This is a genomic window from Pseudomonas sp. SbOxS1 (genome assembly GCF_013416725.1).
Classification (GTDB): domain Bacteria; phylum Pseudomonadota; class Gammaproteobacteria; order Pseudomonadales; family Pseudomonadaceae; genus Aquipseudomonas.
Window position 1 is genome coordinate 169,591 of sequence record NZ_JAAVXC010000003.1, and the last position, 17,899, is coordinate 187,489.

The following is a 17,899-nucleotide window of genomic DNA, read 5'->3' on the forward strand; positions in this document are numbered from 1 at the left end:
GGATACCGGGAACCCTGCGATGCCTCACTGGTTGGTCATTGATCTGGAAGCCACCACCGATGAGGGTGGTTGGCCCATTACGGAAATGGAAATCATCGAAATCGGTGCCACCCTGGTGGATCACAAAGGCCGCGAGCTGGATTTCTTCCAGCGATTCGTGCGCCCGTTGCGGCGCCCCTTGTTGACGCCGTTTTGCCGGGAATTGACGCACATCACCCAGGCCAACATCGATGCCGCACAGCCCCTGGGCGAAGTCTGGGCGGCGTTCGAGCGCTGGCTGGGCCAACATCACCCGCGGCTTGAAGGCTGGGTCAGCTGGGGCGACTACGATCGCAAACAGTTGCTCCAGGATTGGCAGCGCCTGGCACTCGACAGCGCTTTGAGCCAGGTGCCGCACATGAATCTCAAGCAGCGCTTTGCCAAGGCCCGGCGCCTGGAACGACCGATGGGGCTCAACGGCGCCCTGCAACTGGCGGGACTGCAGTTCAGCGGCCAGCAACACCGGGCGCTGGAAGACGCGCGCAATACCGCACGCCTGTTGCCACTTGTCCTTGCGCTTTAGAGAGGTGACTAGGTCTTGGGCCTTGTGCATACTGGCCAGCCCTTTTTAGCCCTTTTCGAGGAATCGCCCATGTTTAAAGTCAACGAGTACTTCGACGGCACCGTCAAGTCGATCGCCTTTGGCACTGCTGAAGGTCCAGCGACCATCGGCGTCATGGCTCCGGGCGAATACGAGTTTGGCACCAGCCAGCGTGAAATCATGCACGTGGTGTCCGGCGCCCTGACCGTCAAGCTCCCGGACAGCAGCGATTGGGAAACCTTCGCCGCCGGCAGCCAGTTCAACGTGCCAGCCAACAGCAAGTTCCAGCTCAAAGTGGCCGTCGACACGGCCTACCTGTGCGAATACCGCGGCTAAAACCCCGGGTTCACCACGATAAAAAATGCCCGTGTCCATCGACACGGGCATTTTTCATTGAAGGGCATTTACTCGAGCACGGTGACCGGCATGCCGACTTCGAGCCGGCCATTGCCGTCGTTGACCAGATTCTGCCCAAACATCGCACCCTCGGCTTGGGCACGGTACTGCTGCAAGGTGGCCAAGGGTTCGCGGTCAGCGCTACGCTCGCCGGTTTGCGGGTCGATGGTGGTCAGGATGCAGCGTGAACAGAACTTGACCACGCGGAACTCGACATCGCCGATGCGCAGGCGCTTCCAGCCATCCTCGGCATACGCCTCGCTGCCCTCGATCACCAGGTTTGGCCGGAAACGCAGCATCTCCAGCGGACGCCCGACGCGTTGCGACAAATCCGCAAGCGATGCCTGGCCAATCAGCAACAGCGGGAAGCCATCGGCGAAGGCAACCTGATCGTCGTCCTTGCCATAGCCCGATTCGGTGGTGCGCGCGCGGTCCAGCGGCACCTGCACCAGGCGCGTCGGCTTGCCGATGAACCGGCTGACCCAGGCGGCCGCCGCATCGCCGGCATCGGGCACGCGCAAGCTGTCACGCCAGATGGTCACGCCACGCAATTGGGCGTCACTGGTAGGCAAGGCAACATCGATCGGCGCATGGCCGGGGGCACTGAGGGTCAAACCACCTTCAGCATTCCACAACGCCGACAGCTGGCTCATCTGCGCCACCGCGCGCTGGGTCAAGAAGCGTCCGCTGGCTTCATCCACCAACATCCAGCGTCGATCGCCGTCCAGCCCCAGCTTGTCGAGGCCGACCTGTTGCAGGATCTCCCCTTTGCCGGATTTCAACGGATAACGATACAGCGCGCTCAGACGCAACATGGCCAGCTCCCTGATGGACAAAACGCCACCCTATACGAGCTTGATCACCGAATCAAAGACTCAACCAAGGCGGCCTTAAAGCCAACCTGATCGGGAGCCGTGCGCGTTCCCCCTGTAGGAGCCAGGCTTGCCGGCGAAGAACGATAACGCGGTACAACAGACACACCGCAGCGCCTGGTTCGCCGGCAAGCCTGGCTCCTACAGGGGATCAGGTACACCCGTAAAAGTCAGGTCGGCTTTAAGGCCGCCTCGCTTTGGCTTTTGATCTGGGTGCCCCGTTANNGCATGCCGAGCCCTAGCGAGGCACCGAGTGGTGGGGCAAAGCCTTTTGCTTACTTTTTGCTGGGCCGGCACTCCGGCGTTTGAAAAAGTGAGTCGCCGTAAGGGCGAAACCCTAAGTGGCCGTTACCGCAGCAATGGATATGTACGCTAGGCCAGCTGTCAGGCCGGCACCACATCCAGCATCAAGCGCTCACGCACCACGTCAACAAGCTTGTCCGGCTGGAATTTGGAGAGGAAGTTGTCGCAACCGACCTTCTTGACCATCGACTCGTTGAAACTCCCGGACAGCGACGTATGCAGCACCACATAAAGGCCACGCAACCGTGGATCGTTGCGGATTTCGGTGGTCAGGCGATAGCCGTCCATTTCCGGCATTTCCGCGTCGGTGAACACCATCAGCAGCTTGTCGGTCATGTTGACGCCGGTGTCCGCCCAGGCCTTGAGCATATTCAATGCCTTCAAGCCATCGCTGGCGATGTGCATCTTCACGCCCAACTGTCCCAGGGTATCGCGCAATTGCGCCAGGGCCACATTCGAGTCGTCCACCAGCAGCACCTCACGGCCACGGGCGTGTGCCAACAGTGGATCCTCGAGTTTTTCCCGGGAGACCTTGGCGCTGTAAGGCACGATTTCAGCGAGGACTTTCTCGACGTCGATGATCTCTACCAACTGATCATCGACCTTGCTGATGGCGGTCAGATAATGTTGGCGACCGGCACTGCTGGGCGGCGGCAGAATCGCTTCCCAGTTCATGTTGACGATGCGGTCCACCCCGCCGACCAGGAAGGCCTGCACCGAACGGTTGTACTCGGTGACGATGATCGTGCTGCCAGGACCAGGCACCAAAGGGCGCATGCCAATGGCCTGGGACAGGTCGATGACCGGCAGGGTCTGGCCGCGCAGGTTGACCACGCCGCAAACGAACGGGTGACGCTGGGGCATCAGTGTCAGTTTCGGCAGTTGCAGGACTTCCTGAACTTTAAACACGTTGATCGCGAACAGTTGCCGCCCGGCGAGCCGGAACATGAGAATTTCCAGGCGATTCTCACCCACAAGTTGCGTACGTTGGTCTACCGTATCAAGAATGCCGGCCATCGATGACTCCTGGGCGTGTTCGGATGAATTCACTGGATAGAGGGTTATCGGCAGTTGCCGCCGGACCTTGACCCCTTGGCAAATGCCGCGCTTCGGGCATTGATGTCACATTAACATCATGCTTTACTGGGGGCAGTTATTTCATCTGTTGCATTCTTTACGCCGCGACCCCGATCCGCGCGATTGGTTCCCCCATGTAAGGGATTCCCCTAGCAACAATCAGGTGCAACCTGATATTCGCGATATCCAATAGCCATTAATGTGACGCCATTCTCATTGCATGAAATGGAGTCGGGCATTTGTGCGCGATTGAAAACTGGTGGCCAGCCACCCTCTCAAGCGTTCATCGCGCACTTGAGCCGTCCAGAGCGGGAACTCAAGGCATCAGGTTTACATTGCCCTCGTCGACACACACGACACCCTCCTCATTTGACATGACGTTGTGGAGATAAGCATGCCGAACAATCGTAAAGAGTGGGCAAAGCGTATTCCGGAGTTTATCGTCGAGGCTGAAACCCTTCTGGCCAGAACCGAGGAGTGCCTGAGTCATCTGCAATTGATCAGCAATGACCCGGACGCGATTGACTGCATGCTCAGCACCCTGCTCAAACTGGCGAGCAAGGCCGATGCCCTGGCCCTCGCTGCCGTGTCTGAATTTTCCTTACATATTCATGGCTTGCTCAATCACGCCCAGAGCCGCATGGAGCTGCACGACCAGGCCCTTGATGCGCTCAAGGACTGCCTGACGCTGATCGCCTGGCAACTTGAACTGATCGACCAGAACACCGGTCAGCTCAGCCTCGATGAAACGGAACAGGCCACCCTGATCGAAGCCTTTGCGTTCCAGGTCGGCCAGAGCCATTTTAGCCCCCCGGTTAATTCCAGGCCGTTCACACTCGTTTCTTATTCAGAGCGCCAGGCTTAACTTCCCCACAATTACGTCCAGTTGCGAGATGTCGGCATCACCAGATTCATGTCGCAATTGAATACTTCATATCTGCCAGCGACACCTCGTAACAAGTAACTATTGCTTGTACAACTGTTGGCCGACCTGATTCGATTTTTCGGGTATGTAACGACCCGAATAATCGAAATCCGCGCGACGTTATCCACATTCCTGCGTGCTTATTTCCTTCCCCCTCGGACATTTATCACAGGCGCGACCAACGGTATCCGAAGTGGTATTATGCCGCCCATTAGTTGACGTCAATTAATGGCAACGATTGCAGCCAACAAGTTCCAGGTCTGATTTCTTATACAAAACCCTGTTTTTCTTATACAAAACTCCATTGAAGTCGACAGCAGACAATAAAAATCATCGATCTGTCAGCGCGCATGACCGATCGGCCCGCAACGAACATTCATTGGCTCCATCCGCTATGTACGCCAGCCTCAAGTCAATCGCCAAATGGCCACCCTCCCGAGAAAACGCGCGCAGGTTCACGCTGCTATTGTGCGTCGGCTCGACGCTCGGCAGCCTGCTGGTCTTTAGCCTGTCTGCGCCTTTGCCGCTGGGCTTGCTGGTACTCAATATGGCTGCTCTGGGCTGCGTCTGGGTGCAGTACCGGCTGTCACGCAAGTCGATCAAGTTCCAGCCCCAGGAGCTGGCCGACCGATTGCTGCAAGTCCAGGAAAACGAACGCCATCGCCTCAGTCGGGAATTGCACGACGACATCGGTCAGTTGCTGACCGCGGCAAAACTCCAGAGTGACTGGCTCAAGCGCAGGATGCCCGAGGAACTCCAGGGACAATGCTCAGTACTGTGCGACACGCTGGAGGAAACACTCGCCAAGGTTCGCGATGTATCGGCCATCCTCAACCCCCGGCAACTGACCAGCCTCGGGCTGGAAGCCAGCCTGCGGGCGCATTTGCTCAAGACCCTAAGCAACACCCCGGTGCACTGGAGCCTGGAGTGCCATCAACGATTGACCGGTATTCCGGAGGAAATGGCAGTGGCGGCCTTTCGTATCACCCAGGAAGCCGTCACCAACATGCTGCGCCATGCCCAGGCGCAAAACCTGCTGGTCAGCCTGCAGCGTTTGCCCCAGGGCCTGGTATTGATGATCAGTGACGATGGCCTGGGTTTCGCGCCCGCCACCGACCCGGGGCGTGAAGGACAACGCGGAATGGCCGGAATGTCGGAACGGATCAAGCAACTGGGCGGCACGCTGACCGTGACCAGCGAGCCAGGCAAAGGCACTCAAATAGAAGCCCTCTTCCCATGGGCGCCGCGTGCGTTCGAACGGGCCAGTACGAATAAGGTTATGCATTGACTTGTAACTTACTCCTGGTGGATGACCACTCGCTGATCAGGGCTGGCGTGCGCGCCCTGGTGCTGGACCTTCCTGGCTATGCGGTGATCGGCGAGGCCAACGATGGCTCGCAGTTGCTCGACATGGTCCAGCAACTGTCCCCGGATATCGTGCTGCTGGATATTTCCATGAAGCAGACAGGCGGCCTCGAAGCCCTGCAACGGCTCAAGCGGATCCGTCCGCAGAGCAAGGTGCTGATCCTGTCGATGCACACCGATCCGGCACTGATCATGCAGGCCCTGGAATCGGGCGCCCATGGGTATCTGCTCAAGGACACCACAGCCACCGAACTGGAACACGCGCTGCACGCCTTGCGTAACAATGAGCGCTACCTGAGCCCGGCCATCGCCCATACCGTGATCACCCAGGCGTTGAACCGGACCCAGAAAAGCCAGGCGGACCCGGCAGACTCGCACAACCTGACAGCTCGCCAGCTGGAAATCCTGCGGCTGATCGTGCGTGGAAAATCCACCCGGGAAATCGCCAACGGCCTGGGCCTGAGCGTCAAGACGGTCGAAACCCATCGCTCGCAAGTCATGAAGCGCCTGCAGATCTTTGACGTGGCCGGCCTGGTGTTGTTCGCCGTGCGAGAGCAGATCATTAGTCTGGACGACTGACCGCTTGCGCCCCGCTCAACAAGGGTGACTGCTCGGGCAAATGCACCCGCAACGCAGCCGGCCGGGCCGAGAACCGCAGGCTGTCACCCTCGAGCGGCTCGCCATCAAGGTTGATGCACAGCCCCTCCGAGGCCTTGATCTCAACCCATGGCAGGCGGGCGCGAACGAACATGTTATCGATTCCGAAGCCATCGGCCAGCAGGTCTTTCAAAGTGCTGACCAGTTCCTGCGGCGCCGGCAAAATGCTGATGTCGAGCAGCCCGTCGTCAGCCAGGGCCTGGGGGCAGAGCACATGCCCACCGCCCGCCTGCCGGCCGTTGCCGATCCCCAGGGCCAGCAACTCGCCACTCCAGTGGAAATCCGGTCCCTGCAACTCGCCATACGCGGCATGCAACTCACTGAAACGCGACAAACCAGTGAACAGATACGCCGCACCGCCCAAAACCTTTTTCAGTTCTTCGGAGGTATTGGCCGTGACCTGACTGCCGAAGCCACCGGTGGCCATATTCAGGAACACCTGCCCACCGACTTCTCCGAGGTCAATGGCACTGGGGGCAACGTCCAGCAGCGCCAGTGCCTGATCCGGCTCCAGCGGAACACCGGCGGCACGGGCAAAATCGTTGGCGGTGCCCAACGGCATCAGCACCAGGCTGGCCTGCTGCGACTGTCCGGCCATGGCTTCGGCAATATCGCGCAGGGTGCCGTCGCCGCCACCGGCGATGATCTGCCGATACCCTGCCTTTAGCGCTTCGCCCACCAGCCGTTGTGCATCGCCGGCCTCCCAGGTCAACCGAACGGCCAGCTCCCAGCCTTGTTCACGCTTGCTGTCGACGGCGGCTCGAACCGCTTCGTTGAGCGCCTGCTTGCCATGCAAAATCAACAGCGCCTTGCGTTCGCTCATCGTTGTCACTCCCATCATTGAAGGCGTATGGGACATGTGACCTTGCAACCCTGCGGAAAAGTCGCAAAAAGCTGAATTATTTACACCTGAGCCCAATAAGGAGATTTTTCTTACAAAACGTGAGGAATCGGCTCAATTGACCGGCAATGGCGATTAGTACACTTTTGTGTCAGCAGTTTTCAGTCATCAGCGGGACAGACACAAGGACGTGCAATGCAACAACATGACATCAGGTCACCGGCGATTTCGGTGGTGCCGCTCGCAATGAAACGGGCCAATCATCACGCTGAAATCGTCAGCCATGCAAAATCCAGCGGAGAAGTTGATATGCCACGTCGCGTCAACGAGCTTGAGACACACCTCGACACCCTGCGCGGCGATCTGGAAAAGATTCGCAGTGACATCAAGTCCGTCAGGTACAGGCTTGCCTATTCGGCGGGCGGAACGGCCGTTGTCCTGGGGCTGATGGGCTGGATCGCCAACAGCCGTTTTGATCAGGTCGTATCACTGCTGCTGGCCCATTGACCCGCCATGCCTGCAAACCCGGCGGATAGACCGGGCTTGCCGACCTGGCGGTGGTCAGACTCAGCCCAACACTTCGCTCAACGGGATGAAGTACACGTAATCGCCTGACACCAGCGTTCGCTCCTCCATGACCTCGACCAGCCCATCGGCCCAGGCCGCACTGCGCAGCACACCGGAACTCTGATTGCGGTAGATGATGGCCCGGCCGTTCTCCAGGCGACCGCGCAGGTACTCGCGTCGGTTGCCGGCCTTGGGCCAGTCGAACCCGGCCTGCACTGCCACCTTCAGAGGCTCCACCGCCAGGACACCCATGCGCCGCAACAGATAAGGCCTTGCCAGCAAGGCAAAGGTCACCAGGGTCGAGGCTGGATTGCCCGGCAAGCCGATCACCGGCACGCCACGAAAATGCCCGAAAGTCAGGGGTTTTCCGGGCTTGATGGCGAGTTTCCATAACGCCAGCTCGCCCTCTTCTCTCAGGGCGATGCCCAGGAAGTCGGCCTCCCCCACTGATACGCCACCGGTCGAGAGAATCAGGTCGACATCCCCCAGTTCGCCCAGGCGCGCGCGCGTGGTGTCCAGGTTATCCGGCAGGATTCCGGCGTCGATCACTTCGCAACCCAGGCGCTGCAACCAGCTGCAGAGCAACACACGGTTGCTGTTGTAGATTTGCCCTGGCCCCAGCGCCTGCCCCGGCTCGATCAATTCGTCCCCGGTGGACAGCACCGCCACGCGCACCTTGCGAATCACTTCCAGCCCGGCACACCCCAGCGAGGCTGCCAGGCCTTGTTCGATCGGCCCCAGCCGCGTGCCCGCCGGCAGGATCAATTCGCCAACGGTGGTTTCCTGGCCTTGTGGACGAATGTTCTGCCCGCTGACCAGCGGTTCAGTGAAACGCACACGTCCATCCGCCAGGACTTCGGCGTTCTCCTGCATCTCCACGCAATCCGCACCCGGCGGCACAGGTGCCCCGGTGAAGATTCGCGCACAGGTGCCCGGCGCCAGCGCTACAGGAGCCTGGCCGGCAAACACTTTCTGACTGACAACCAGCGGCTCTGCGTTCCAGTCGGCCACGCGCAAGGCATAACCATCCATCGCGCTATTGGGCCACGGCGGCAGATCGAGGGTCGACAGCAGGTCATCGGCCAGCACCCGGCCCTGGACCTGCGCCAATGGCAAACGCTCGCGCTCGACAATCCGTGAGGCGTCGGCCATTTCCAGCAAACGTGCCAAGGCCACCTCGACCGGCATCAGGGTACCGGTCTTGCCCGGCTTACCCGCGGGATTCACAGGGTGCCGCCTGTTTCAGGTGAGTCACGAAATTGCACGGGCGATGCCGCGAATCCAGCTGCTCGCCAAGAATGCCATCCCAACCGGTGCGTACGGCATTGGTCGACCCCGGCAGGCAGCACACCAGCGTACCGTTGGCCAGGCCGGCCAAGGCGCGGGACTGGACGGTCGAGGTGCCGATGTCCGCCACCGATATCTGGCGGAACAACTCACCAAAACCATCGACTTGCTTGTCGAGTAGGCAGCTCACCGCTTCCGGCGTGCTGTCGCGACCGGTGAAGCCGGTGCCGCCGGTGATCAGCACCACCTGCACGACGTCGTCGGCGATCCAGTTGGCAACTTGCGCGCGAATCCTGTAGAGATCATCTTTGAGCAAGACCCGGCAGGCCAGGTTGTGTCCGGCAGCCGTCAGGCGGTCAACGAAGACTTGGCCTGAGGTATCGGTTTCCAGGGTACGGGTATCGCTGACCGTCAGCACCGCGATGTTGAGCGGCGCGAAAGGTACATCAGCCTTGGCTTTCATAGGCTCGTCCAGTTGTAGGAGAAACAGCCCGGTGTTATATCACAGCGCCCCCATTTTTCGCCGCCCCCATGGAGACCTGTCATGACTTCGAACCCAGCGTTGCCACCCTGCTCCATTTTGCTCCTGGCAGGCGGCCGTGGCCAACGCATGGGCGGTCGGGACAAAGGATTGCTGGAATGGCACGGCGAGCCGCTGATTGCGCATTTGCACCGCAAGACGCGCCCGCTGACTGATGACCTGATCATTTCGTGCAACAGGAACCTGGACAAGTACGCGCCCTACGCCGATCAATTGGTCCATGACGACGATGGCGACTTTCCGGGCCCCTTGGCGGGCATTCGTGCAGGCCTGAAGGCTGCTCGGCATACACACCTGCTAATCTTGCCTTGTGATGTCCCGCGTATCGACAACGCACTGCTCACTCGCATGCGCGAAGCCGCCGCCGAGCATCCCGAAAAACCGCTGATGCTGCGCCACGACGGACACTGGGAACCTCTGCTGTGCATCATTCCCGTGGCCCTGCGTGCTGATTTCGAAAGCGCCTGGAGGGAGGGTGAGCGCAGTCCGGGTCGGCTCATGCGCCAGTTGGGCGTCACTGCATTGCAGTGCCCCGACAACGATCCGCGCCTGGCGAACCTCAACACCCCGGAACTGTTAAGCATGCCGAACGCTGTGTCAGACTGAGTACCAAGGAACTTGCACGCGCTGTTCACGTCTCAATCCCAGCAACCAGAAGAATTCATTTACGGAGACACTTCCATGACTCAACGGACCCTGGCCACTTTCATGCTTGCACTGGGCCTCGCTACCCTCGCCGGTTGCGCATCGCCTACCGTGATCACCTTGAATGACGGTCGCGAAATCCAGGCCGTCGACACGCCAAACTACGACAAGGATTCGGGCTTCTACGAATTCGAACAGTTGGATGGCAAGCAGACCCGCATCAACAAGGATCAGGTTCGTACCGTCAAAGAGTTGTAATCTTCGCGGCGACTACCGGATACATGAAAATGCCCCGACTTGTCGGGGCATTTTTGTTTGCATCTGAAAAACCCGGTACTACGGGTTCGGCTCATTGTTCAGTTTATCCACCCGTGCCAGCGCCTGCGTGGCTTCGGTGATGCATTTCCTGTCATCCTTGGCAGCCCGGGCCGCTTCAGCGCTGGCCTGCATCCGCTTGATTTCCATGGTGGTGTTTTCAGACGTGGCAGGCAGGCTGGTGACCTTGTCCTTGAGTTCCTGCAGCTTGATGGTGCACAGGTCGTTGTCCGCGGCGAATACGGGAGAGGCCAACAGGGCGGCGCAAATCAACATTCCAGCGAAAACGGTGCGTTTCATGAAAATCTCCTTGCATGGGAGGTCTCGGGCGCCTGAAGTCGTTGCGGCTGTACCGAGTTCATAGAACGCCACACGCGTGGCGCCTGATCAAAAGACTCCAGACTTGCGCATAAATTCGATTTCAATGAATCCCTTGCTCACCATTGCAGTGTGATTGCGCTCTCGAATTCCCTGTCCTCGCCGGTCACCGGGTCTACAAACTTCAGCCCCTGGGCCAGCAGCTTCAGCGGGTTGGCGTAGTCATCTTCCACGTCCTTGAGCACCCGGGGATAAAACGGGTCGTTGCAGATACTGGCGCCCAGCGCTGTCATGTGCACCCGCAACTGATGCTTCTTGCCCGTTACCGGATACAGCCCGTAACGCCACAGTTCACCGTTCTTTTCCCTGACTTCGACAGCCGTCTCGGTATTGCTCGCGCCCGGTCCTTCCTGCATGCGGAAGAAAGGCTCGCCATCGATAAGCCGGCTCTTGTGCACCAGCGGGAAAGTCAGCTCAGGCAATGCCCGGGCAATAGCCTCGTAGCGCTTTTCGATTTGCCGCGTTGGAAACAACGACTGATACGCCGAACGGCTTTGCGGGTTGGCGGAAAACAGCACAAGCCCCGCCGTATGTCGGTCGATGCGATGCAAGGGCACCAGATGCGGGTTATCCAGTCGACGGATAAGGCGGCGCAACAAGGTCTGTTCGACGTATTCACCCGCCGGGGTCACAGGCAGGAAATGCGGTTTGTCCGCCACGACCAGATGCTCGTCCGCGTACAGGATCGACTCGACCACCGGGATCGTTTTCTCGTCCGGCACTTCGCGAAAATAGTGAATCCGCAGGCCTTCCTTGTAAGGCAGGTCCAGGGCAATGGGCGCGCCCTGTCCATCGAGGACGCGGCCGCGAGCGATCCTGTCCAGCCACTGTTCACGACCGATGGCGCTGAAGTGCTCGCACAGGCAATCGAAAACGGTCTGCCACGGGCCAGGCGGCAGGTACAGCGTGCTGGCCTGACTGTGTGCGGCAGAAAATGATGAAGTGGACATACAAACGCTCTTACCTTGAATGCAGGGCGGCATTATCCAACAGCAGCGCAAACGAACCTAGTGCAGAATCCTCAAGCCGGTATCTGTGCCCGCCCGGCGGCCTCGGTGTACTCCTTGAGCCAGCGCAGCACGTCGACCGCCTCCCAGCGCCCCGGGTCATACAATGCGTACAACAACCCCTGATAACCCACGACATCCAGCTGCCGGTGATAGCCTGCGCGCTGAAACAAGGCTTCGATTTCAGCAAAGCAGGTATTGAAGTGCAGCTTGTTGAAGGGCGTCTTGCCTTCCGTCACTAGGCCGTCCAGACGCAATTCGGCGACGGCTTCGCGTACCACATCCACCGACATGCGGTTAACGCTGCTCTTCAATTGTTCGACATTGACCACGACTGACCCTCTCACGCCCGGATCTGCCCCGCTCAACGCCGAATCAGCGGCGGCAGGGCAACGACCCGAATAACTGTATGCGCATACAGTATCCGAATCACGTCAGTTTAGCCAAGGGGATTGTCAGGCGGGTGACCGCTTATTTCAGGAATTGCACGACTTCATCGGATCCGAAGGGCCAACCCAACTCGGCACCCGTATCGACCCGACGCAACACCGGAATCCGCAAGCTGTAGGCCTGGAACCATGCTTCGTCCTCAGTGATATCCACCAGTTCCACCAGCAAGCCACGCTCGACAAACTCCATCAACATGGCTTCGGCCACTTCGCAGAGATGGCACCCGAGGGTGCCGAACAGCTGACATTCAGGAAGCATGAGCGCTCTACCAGAAAATTGAGTGCTTATTCTAGGCCTGCCCCGAAATGCCGTCGAGCCAATGACCCCAAGCTAATCCTGGCTGACGGCGCCGATCTTGTGCACCGACAAGTCAGCGCCGTAATACTCTTCTTCCTGGCTCAGGCGCAAACCATGGAACGCCTTGATCACGCCATACACCGCAAAACCACCGGCCAGCGCCACCACCACACCCAGTGCAGTGCCGATCAATTGGCTGACCAGGCTCACACCGCCCAACCCGCCCAAGGCCGTCTTGCCGAAAATGCCACAGGCAATCCCGCCCCAGGCGCCGCACAGACCATGCAGCGGCCACACACCCAGAACATCATCGATATGCCATTTGCCTTGCGCGGCGGTAAAGCACCAGACAAACAGCGCACCGGCGATGGCACCGGTGAGCAGCGCGCCCACCGGGTGCATCAGGTCGGAGCCGGCACAGATCGCCACCAGCCCGGCCAGTGGGCCGTTGTGCAGAAAGCCCGGGTCATTGCGCCCGACGATCAGCGCCGCGACCGTGCCGCCGACCATGGCCATCAACGAGTTCACCGCGACCAGCCCGCTGACCCCTTGCAGGGTTTGCGCGCTCATCACGTTGAAGCCGAACCAGCCGACAATGAGAATCCACGAACCCAATGCCAGGAACGGGATGCTCGATGGCGCGAACGCCACCAGCTTCCCTTCGCGATAACGACCATTGCGTGGTCCCAACAACAGCACCGCGGCGAGCGCCAGCCAACCGCCCATGGCGTGCACCACCACGGAACCGGCGAAATCATGGAAGCTGGCGCCGAAGCGCTCCAGCAGCCAGGCCTGCAGACCCAGGTTGCCGTTCCAGATCATGCCCTCGAAGAAGGGATAGATGAACGCCACGATCAGCGCTGTCGCGCACAGTTGCGGGACGAACCGGGCACGCTCGGCGATGCCCCCGGAAATGATCGCCGGGATCGCCGCGGCAAAGGTCAGCAGGAAGAAAAACTTCACCAGGCCATAGCCGTGATCGGCACTGATCACGGCCGCCGGTTGCATGAAGGTGACCCCGTAGGAAATCCAATAGCCTATAAAGAAGTAGGCCAGGGTCGAAACGGCAAAGTCGCTGAGGATTTTCGACAAGGCGTTGACCTGGTTTTTTTGCCGAACCGTCCCGACCTCGAGAAAGGCGAAGCCGGCGTGCATGGCCAGGACCATGACTGCACCGATCAGGATGAACAACGTATTGGAGCTATGGACCAGAGTGTCCACAGCGCTTTGCAGATTTTCCATGGATTGGGCAGACCTTAAGGCTGAAAAAAGCACCAATGCAGTTCGCGCGGGCAATCCATGCACCAAGTTGAGACTTGTCATTTCGAACTAGTCTCTCCCGATGAACCGTTTTGGAGCACAGGGTTCATCAAGGCCAATCACGACCGGGACATTTGCGCGGGTTTAGATTGTTTGAGTCAGGGTTTTACGGGAATCTTGCCCAGCAACAGCGCAACGGCGCAGGCTGACGCACCACGACACAGCAAAAGTTGTACCAGTCATTTGTACTGAACCTTCACACAAGGCTCATACTCGAACGTTTCAGACGCCACTTATGGAGATCACCCATGGCCAGCACCAAGGCAAAGACTGCTCAAGAAATCCTGATGAGCGATTTTCAGACACTGGTCAGCGATACCGAACGGCTGCTGGAGCACACCGCCTCCCTGGCCGGTGACCAGGCCGATGAATTACGCGACCAGATCCACGACAGTCTGCTGCGTGCCCGTGAAACCCTGAAGCTGACCGAAGACTCCCTGCGCGAACGCGGCAAGGCTGCCGTGACCGCCACCGAGGACTATGTCCAGGCCAACCCATGGCAAGCGGTTGGCATCGCGGCCGGCGTGGGCTTCCTGATTGGCCTGCTGGCCACTCGGCGCTGATATGGCGATCGATGAATCCGGCTCGTCCGGAACAGGCCAAAGTTCATCACCGCGGCGCCTGGGTGCCGCTTTCCTTGGACTGCTGCACAGCCATGTCGAATTGTTCGGCATCGAACTGCAGGAACAAAAAGCCCGCACCGTGAGCCTGTTGCTGTTTGCAGGCCTGGCGCTGGTGTTTGCCCTGCTGTTGCTGGTGGGGTTGTCGACCCTGGTACTGATCCTGTTCTGGGACACTTACCGCCTGCCCGCCATCATTTCCCTCTGCGTGTTCTACAGCCTTGCCTGCGTCTTCTGCGGGATGCGCCTGAGGGCCGCGATCTTCGATGAATCCTCGCCCTTCCATGGCACGTTGGAAGAGCTGGCCAATGATCGGGAGCGCCTGCTGCCATGAACCTGCCTGAACTGCCTCGAAACAGCTCGCGCACGGAAATGCGCAAGGCACTGATCCGCCTGCGCATGGAAATGCACCGCCAGGAGATCCGCCACGAATCCGCGCAACTGCTGCAACCCTTGCAGCGGGTGCGTGGCATGACCCAGAACCTGCAGGACGGCTTCGGCATCAAGCACGCACCGCTGTGGGGCGTGGCCGCCGTCACCCTGCTGGGTTTCCTGAGCGGCAAGGGCGCCAAGAATGGTACCGGCCTGGGCAGCCTGGCCCGACTGGTCCGCCTGGGCTCCACCCTGGCGCCCCTGGTCAAACTGCTCTTGCAAGGTTCTTCGCGCAAACACTGACCCTGTCAGATCTGGCTACATTCTTGCAGTACCCACGGGATAGAACCTCTCCATCGAGGGGTTCTATCCTGCGTGCCTACCCGGTGACCAGGCTTTATCCAAAAACAAGATCCACCTAAGGAGGCCTTGTGATCCACGGGCAACCGCTCGCCTGCTTTCAGCCGTTCATCGATACCGCCACCGGCCGTATCGCCGGTGTGGAAGCCCTGGGTCGACTGCGCCAGGCCGACGGCCACCTGGCTTCGGTGGGGCCGCTGTTCGCCGATCCCCGAACCAACGCCGTTGCCCTGCGTCGGCTTGACCGCCAGCTACGCGATAACGCGCTGAGCCGCCTGCATGAGGCGCCCGGCGACTGGTTTCTCAGCCTGAACATTTCCCCGCGCTGGATCAGCCGCCTGCGCCCGGACCAACCCTTGCCGAGCCTCGCACAGCTGCAAAAGCACGGTGTCGACCCGCAACGAATAGTTTTCGAAATCACTGAACTGGGTGGCGACATCCAGCGCCTGGCACAAGTGGTGGCGCGTTACCGGCAAGCCGGCGCACGGATCGCGATCGATGATTTCGGCGCCGGCTACTCTCAGCTCGATCGGGTACTGGCGCTGCAACCGGACATCCTCAAGCTCGACATGCGCCTGTTCCAGGCAGCGGCTCTGGGCGGGCCAAGCAGCGACGTGGTGAAGGCCCTGGCACAAATGGCGGAAAAAACCGGTTGCTGGATCATTGCCGAAGGCGTGGAAACCGAAGCGCAAATGAATTTTGCCCTGGAGTGCGGCTCACGTTACGTCCAGGGGTTTCTGTTTGCGGCAGCACAAGCGGACTTCTTCGCCGCTGACGCCTTCGTCGAGCGCTTTGCGCACCTGCGCCAGCGCTATGTACAGCAAAAGCTGGCCGAGCGCGGTCGCCTGAAGATCATGCGCCAGCAACTGAGCGAACTGATGGCGATCCTCCAGGCCTGGGCACAGGCTTGCGCACCCCTGAGCGCCCTGCCACAACTGGATGCCTTTCCCTGGCTGCTGCGTTTCTACCAGTGCGACCGGCACGGTACGCAGCTGACGCCCAACCTGGAATGGCGCAATAACGGCTGGGTCGCCGACAACCGCTACCTGGGCCATAACTGGTCGTGGCGTCCGTATTTCTATCACCTGCTGGCGCAGGGTTGGGAAGAACGTCAGCTGACTCTTTCCAATACCTATCGCGACGCCACCAGCAATCAGTACTGCCTCACCGCCGGGCAATTTTTCGACAACGGCGAACGCCTGCTGCTCATCGATATCGATGCAGTCGGGCTGTAGTGACACTTGCAGGTACCGATGCGAACCGGGAAGCTAGTCCATCAGTCCCCTGACGGAGAGAACCAGCCTTGGATTGGCCTACCCTGCTTACCCGCGAACGCCTCGGAAAGCCCCTGTACAGCCCGGAAGAAGTGGGCCGCAGTCCTTTTCACAAAGACCATGACCGGATCATTTTCTCGGGGGCGTTCCGCCGTCTCGGGCGCAAGACCCAAGTTCATCCGGTGCACAGCAACGACCATATCCACACGCGCCTGACCCACTCGCTGGAAGTCAGTTGCGTCGGCCGTTCATTGGGTATGCGCGTCGGCGAAACCCTGCGCAGCGCCCTGCCCGACTGGTGTGAGCCCAGTGACCTGGGGATGGTGGTGCAATCGGCCTGCCTGGCCCATGACATTGGCAATCCACCCTTCGGCCATTCCGGTGAAGACGCGATTCGGCACTGGTTCCAGCAAGCCGCCGGACGGGGCTGGCTGGACGCCATGAGTGAAGTGCAGCGCAATGATTTCCTCAATTTCGAAGGCAACGCCCAAGGCTTCCGGGTACTGACCCAGCTTGAATATCACCAGTTCGACGGCGGCACTCGGCTGACCTATGCCACCCTGGGCACTTACCTGAAATACCCATGGACCGCCAGGCACGCCGACTCCCTGGGGTACAAGAAACACAAGTTCGGTTGCTACCAGAGCGAACTGCCGCTGCTGGAGCAGATCGCACAAAAACTTGGCCTGCCGCAGCTCGAGGAGCAGCGCTGGGCACGCCATCCGCTGGTGTACCTGATGGAGGCCGCCGATGACATCTGCTATGCGTTGATCGACCTGGAAGACGGCCTGGAAATGGATTTGCTGGAGTACGCCGAAGTCGAGTCCCTGTTACTGGATCTGGTGGGCGACGATTTACCGCAAACCTATCGCCTGCTCGGCCCCGAGGATTCGCGTCGGCGCAAACTGGCGATCCTGCGGGGCAAGGCAATCGAACACCTGACCAACGCAGCGGCCCGCGCCTTTGTCGAGCAACAGGACGCACTGTTGGCCGGTTCCCTGAGCGGTGACCTGGTGGAGCACATGCACGGCCCGGCCAAACGCTGCGTGCTCAACGCAAAGGACATGGCTCGGCAGAAGATCTTCCAGGACAAACGCAAGACCCTGCATGAGATCGGCGCCTACACCACCCTGGAAATTCTGCTCAACGCTTTCTGCGGTGCCGCACTGGAGCAACACAACGGTCGGACGCCGTCCTTCAAGAGCCGGCGGGTGCTCGACCTGCTGGGCAACAATGCCCCCGATCCGAACGGCCCCCTGCACAACTCGTTCCTGCGCATGATCGACTTCATCGCCGGCATGACCGACAGCTACGCCAGCCACATGGCGCTCGAGATGACGGGGCGCTCCAGCCACTGACGACAAACGGCCGATCTGCCATTACCCCCTCGGTAATGGCCGATCAGTCCTGAAAATCCAAAAACATTCAGCGAACGGCGAATCTCCCTACA

The 17,899-nt window shown here is 59.9% G+C and carries 23 protein-coding genes; 13 read left to right on the top strand and 10 right to left on the bottom strand.

All coding sequences use genetic code 11. The annotated features are described in order from the left end of the window. The first annotated feature begins 19 nt into the window (after window positions 1-19). On the top strand, window positions 20-562 hold the full coding sequence (locus HFK74_RS05010; protein ID WP_180202599.1) for an exonuclease domain-containing protein: 543 nt from the start codon (window positions 20-22) through the stop codon (window positions 560-562). 69 nt (window positions 563-631) lie between these two features. Then, complete coding sequence (locus tag HFK74_RS05015) at window positions 632-916, top strand: pyrimidine/purine nucleoside phosphorylase (protein WP_007940055.1); 285 nt, start codon at window positions 632-634, stop codon at window positions 914-916. Window positions 917-984: 68 nt separating this feature from the next. On the opposite strand, the gene HFK74_RS05020 is transcribed toward HFK74_RS05015, so the two are convergent. Further along, the gene (locus HFK74_RS05020) at window positions 985-1,791 is read right to left on the bottom strand and encodes an MOSC domain-containing protein (RefSeq protein WP_180202600.1); all 807 of its coding nucleotides are present in this window, start codon (window positions 1,789-1,791) and stop codon (window positions 985-987) included. 441 nt (window positions 1,792-2,232) lie between these two features. Then, a complete protein-coding gene (locus HFK74_RS05025) occupies window positions 2,233-3,168 on the bottom strand; it encodes a chemotaxis protein CheV (RefSeq protein WP_180202601.1) in 936 nt (311 codons plus the stop codon). A 454-nt stretch (window positions 3,169-3,622) separates the two neighbouring features. Here HFK74_RS05025 and HFK74_RS05030 point away from each other — a divergent pair, with 454 nt between their 5' ends. From HFK74_RS05030 to HFK74_RS05040, 3 genes are all read left to right on the top strand, one after another. Continuing rightward, window positions 3,623-4,093 carry a hypothetical protein gene (locus HFK74_RS05030; RefSeq protein ID WP_180202602.1) on the top strand — a complete coding sequence of 157 codons (471 nt, stop codon included), beginning with the start codon at window positions 3,623-3,625 and terminating at the stop codon, window positions 4,091-4,093. A gap of 454 nt (window positions 4,094-4,547) precedes the next feature. Further along, the gene (locus HFK74_RS05035) at window positions 4,548-5,441 is read left to right on the top strand and encodes a sensor histidine kinase (protein WP_180202767.1); all 894 of its coding nucleotides are present in this window, start codon (window positions 4,548-4,550) and stop codon (window positions 5,439-5,441) included. Beyond that, window positions 5,438-6,097 carry a response regulator transcription factor gene (locus HFK74_RS05040; protein WP_180202603.1) on the top strand — a complete coding sequence of 220 codons (660 nt, stop codon included), beginning with the start codon at window positions 5,438-5,440 and terminating at the stop codon, window positions 6,095-6,097. The genes HFK74_RS05035 and HFK74_RS05040 overlap by 4 nt, the downstream gene beginning before the upstream one ends. Here the strand turns inward: HFK74_RS05040 and yegS are convergent. Continuing rightward, window positions 6,081-6,998, bottom strand: coding sequence for a lipid kinase YegS (gene yegS / locus HFK74_RS05045; protein WP_180202604.1), 918 nt, complete (start codon window positions 6,996-6,998; stop codon window positions 6,081-6,083). The two genes, HFK74_RS05040 and yegS, sit on opposite strands and share 17 nt — an antisense overlap. Before the next feature lie 213 nt (window positions 6,999-7,211). On the opposite strand from yegS, the gene HFK74_RS05050 reads away from it, so the two are divergent. Then, window positions 7,212-7,523 carry a hypothetical protein gene (locus HFK74_RS05050; protein ID WP_180202605.1) on the top strand — a complete coding sequence of 104 codons (312 nt, stop codon included), beginning with the start codon at window positions 7,212-7,214 and terminating at the stop codon, window positions 7,521-7,523. A gap of 60 nt (window positions 7,524-7,583) precedes the next feature. Here HFK74_RS05050 and glp read toward each other — a convergent pair whose 3' ends face one another. Further along, window positions 7,584-8,810 carry a gephyrin-like molybdotransferase Glp gene (gene glp / locus HFK74_RS05055; protein WP_180202606.1) on the bottom strand — a complete coding sequence of 409 codons (1,227 nt, stop codon included), beginning with the start codon at window positions 8,808-8,810 and terminating at the stop codon, window positions 7,584-7,586. Further along, window positions 8,794-9,333, bottom strand: a complete 540-nt coding sequence (gene moaB, locus HFK74_RS05060) for a molybdenum cofactor biosynthesis protein B (protein WP_180202607.1) — start codon at window positions 9,331-9,333, stop codon at window positions 8,794-8,796. The genes glp and moaB overlap by 17 nt, the downstream gene beginning before the upstream one ends. An 81-nt stretch (window positions 9,334-9,414) precedes the next feature. Here moaB and mobA point away from each other — a divergent pair, with 81 nt between their 5' ends. Together mobA and HFK74_RS05070 are read left to right on the top strand one after the other, a co-directional pair. After that, window positions 9,415-10,017: a molybdenum cofactor guanylyltransferase MobA gene (mobA, locus tag HFK74_RS05065; RefSeq protein WP_180202608.1), complete on the top strand. Its 603-nt coding sequence runs from the start codon at window positions 9,415-9,417 to the stop codon at window positions 10,015-10,017. A 75-nt stretch (window positions 10,018-10,092) separates the two neighbouring features. After that, window positions 10,093-10,314 (top strand): YgdI/YgdR family lipoprotein, encoded by a 222-nt coding sequence (locus tag HFK74_RS05070; RefSeq protein ID WP_008055112.1) that lies wholly within the window; start codon window positions 10,093-10,095, stop codon window positions 10,312-10,314. 78 nt (window positions 10,315-10,392) lie between these two features. On the opposite strand, the gene HFK74_RS05075 is transcribed toward HFK74_RS05070, so the two are convergent. The 5 genes from HFK74_RS05075 to HFK74_RS05095 all read right to left on the bottom strand — a co-directional run bounded on the left by HFK74_RS05075 (window position 10,393) and on the right by HFK74_RS05095 (window position 13,745). Further along, a complete protein-coding gene (locus tag HFK74_RS05075) occupies window positions 10,393-10,671 on the bottom strand; it encodes a hypothetical protein (RefSeq protein WP_180202609.1) in 279 nt (92 codons plus the stop codon). A 137-nt stretch (window positions 10,672-10,808) separates the two neighbouring features. Further along, window positions 10,809-11,699, bottom strand: a complete 891-nt coding sequence (locus HFK74_RS05080) for a pseudouridine synthase (RefSeq protein WP_180202610.1) — start codon at window positions 11,697-11,699, stop codon at window positions 10,809-10,811. 71 nt (window positions 11,700-11,770) lie between these two features. Next, the gene (locus tag HFK74_RS05085) at window positions 11,771-12,088 is read right to left on the bottom strand and encodes a hypothetical protein (protein ID WP_020796820.1); all 318 of its coding nucleotides are present in this window, start codon (window positions 12,086-12,088) and stop codon (window positions 11,771-11,773) included. 139 nt (window positions 12,089-12,227) lie between these two features. Then, entirely contained in the window at window positions 12,228-12,464 is a 237-nt protein-coding gene (locus HFK74_RS05090; protein WP_008055107.1) for a glutaredoxin family protein, read from the bottom strand. 72 nt (window positions 12,465-12,536) lie between these two features. Continuing rightward, window positions 12,537-13,745 carry an ammonium transporter gene (locus tag HFK74_RS05095; RefSeq protein WP_180202611.1) on the bottom strand — a complete coding sequence of 403 codons (1,209 nt, stop codon included), beginning with the start codon at window positions 13,743-13,745 and terminating at the stop codon, window positions 12,537-12,539. 326 nt (window positions 13,746-14,071) lie between these two features. On the opposite strand from HFK74_RS05095, the gene HFK74_RS05100 reads away from it, so the two are divergent. From HFK74_RS05100 to HFK74_RS05120, 5 genes are all read left to right on the top strand, one after another. Next, a complete protein-coding gene (locus HFK74_RS05100; RefSeq protein WP_180202612.1) occupies window positions 14,072-14,386 on the top strand; it encodes a YqjD family protein in 315 nt (104 codons plus the stop codon). A 1-nt stretch (window position 14,387) separates the two neighbouring features. Further along, on the top strand, window positions 14,388-14,777 hold the full coding sequence (locus tag HFK74_RS05105) for a phage holin family protein (protein WP_180202613.1): 390 nt from the start codon (window positions 14,388-14,390) through the stop codon (window positions 14,775-14,777). Then, a complete protein-coding gene (locus tag HFK74_RS05110) occupies window positions 14,774-15,118 on the top strand; it encodes a hypothetical protein (RefSeq protein ID WP_180202614.1) in 345 nt (114 codons plus the stop codon). Before HFK74_RS05105 ends, HFK74_RS05110 begins: the two co-directional genes overlap by 4 nt. Window positions 15,119-15,246: 128 nt before the next feature. After that, complete coding sequence (locus HFK74_RS05115; RefSeq protein WP_180202615.1) at window positions 15,247-16,410, top strand: EAL domain-containing protein; 1,164 nt, start codon at window positions 15,247-15,249, stop codon at window positions 16,408-16,410. A 68-nt stretch (window positions 16,411-16,478) separates the two neighbouring features. Further along, window positions 16,479-17,807, top strand: coding sequence for a deoxyguanosinetriphosphate triphosphohydrolase (locus HFK74_RS05120; RefSeq protein WP_180202616.1), 1,329 nt, complete (start codon window positions 16,479-16,481; stop codon window positions 17,805-17,807). Window positions 17,808-17,899 lie beyond the last annotated feature (92 nt).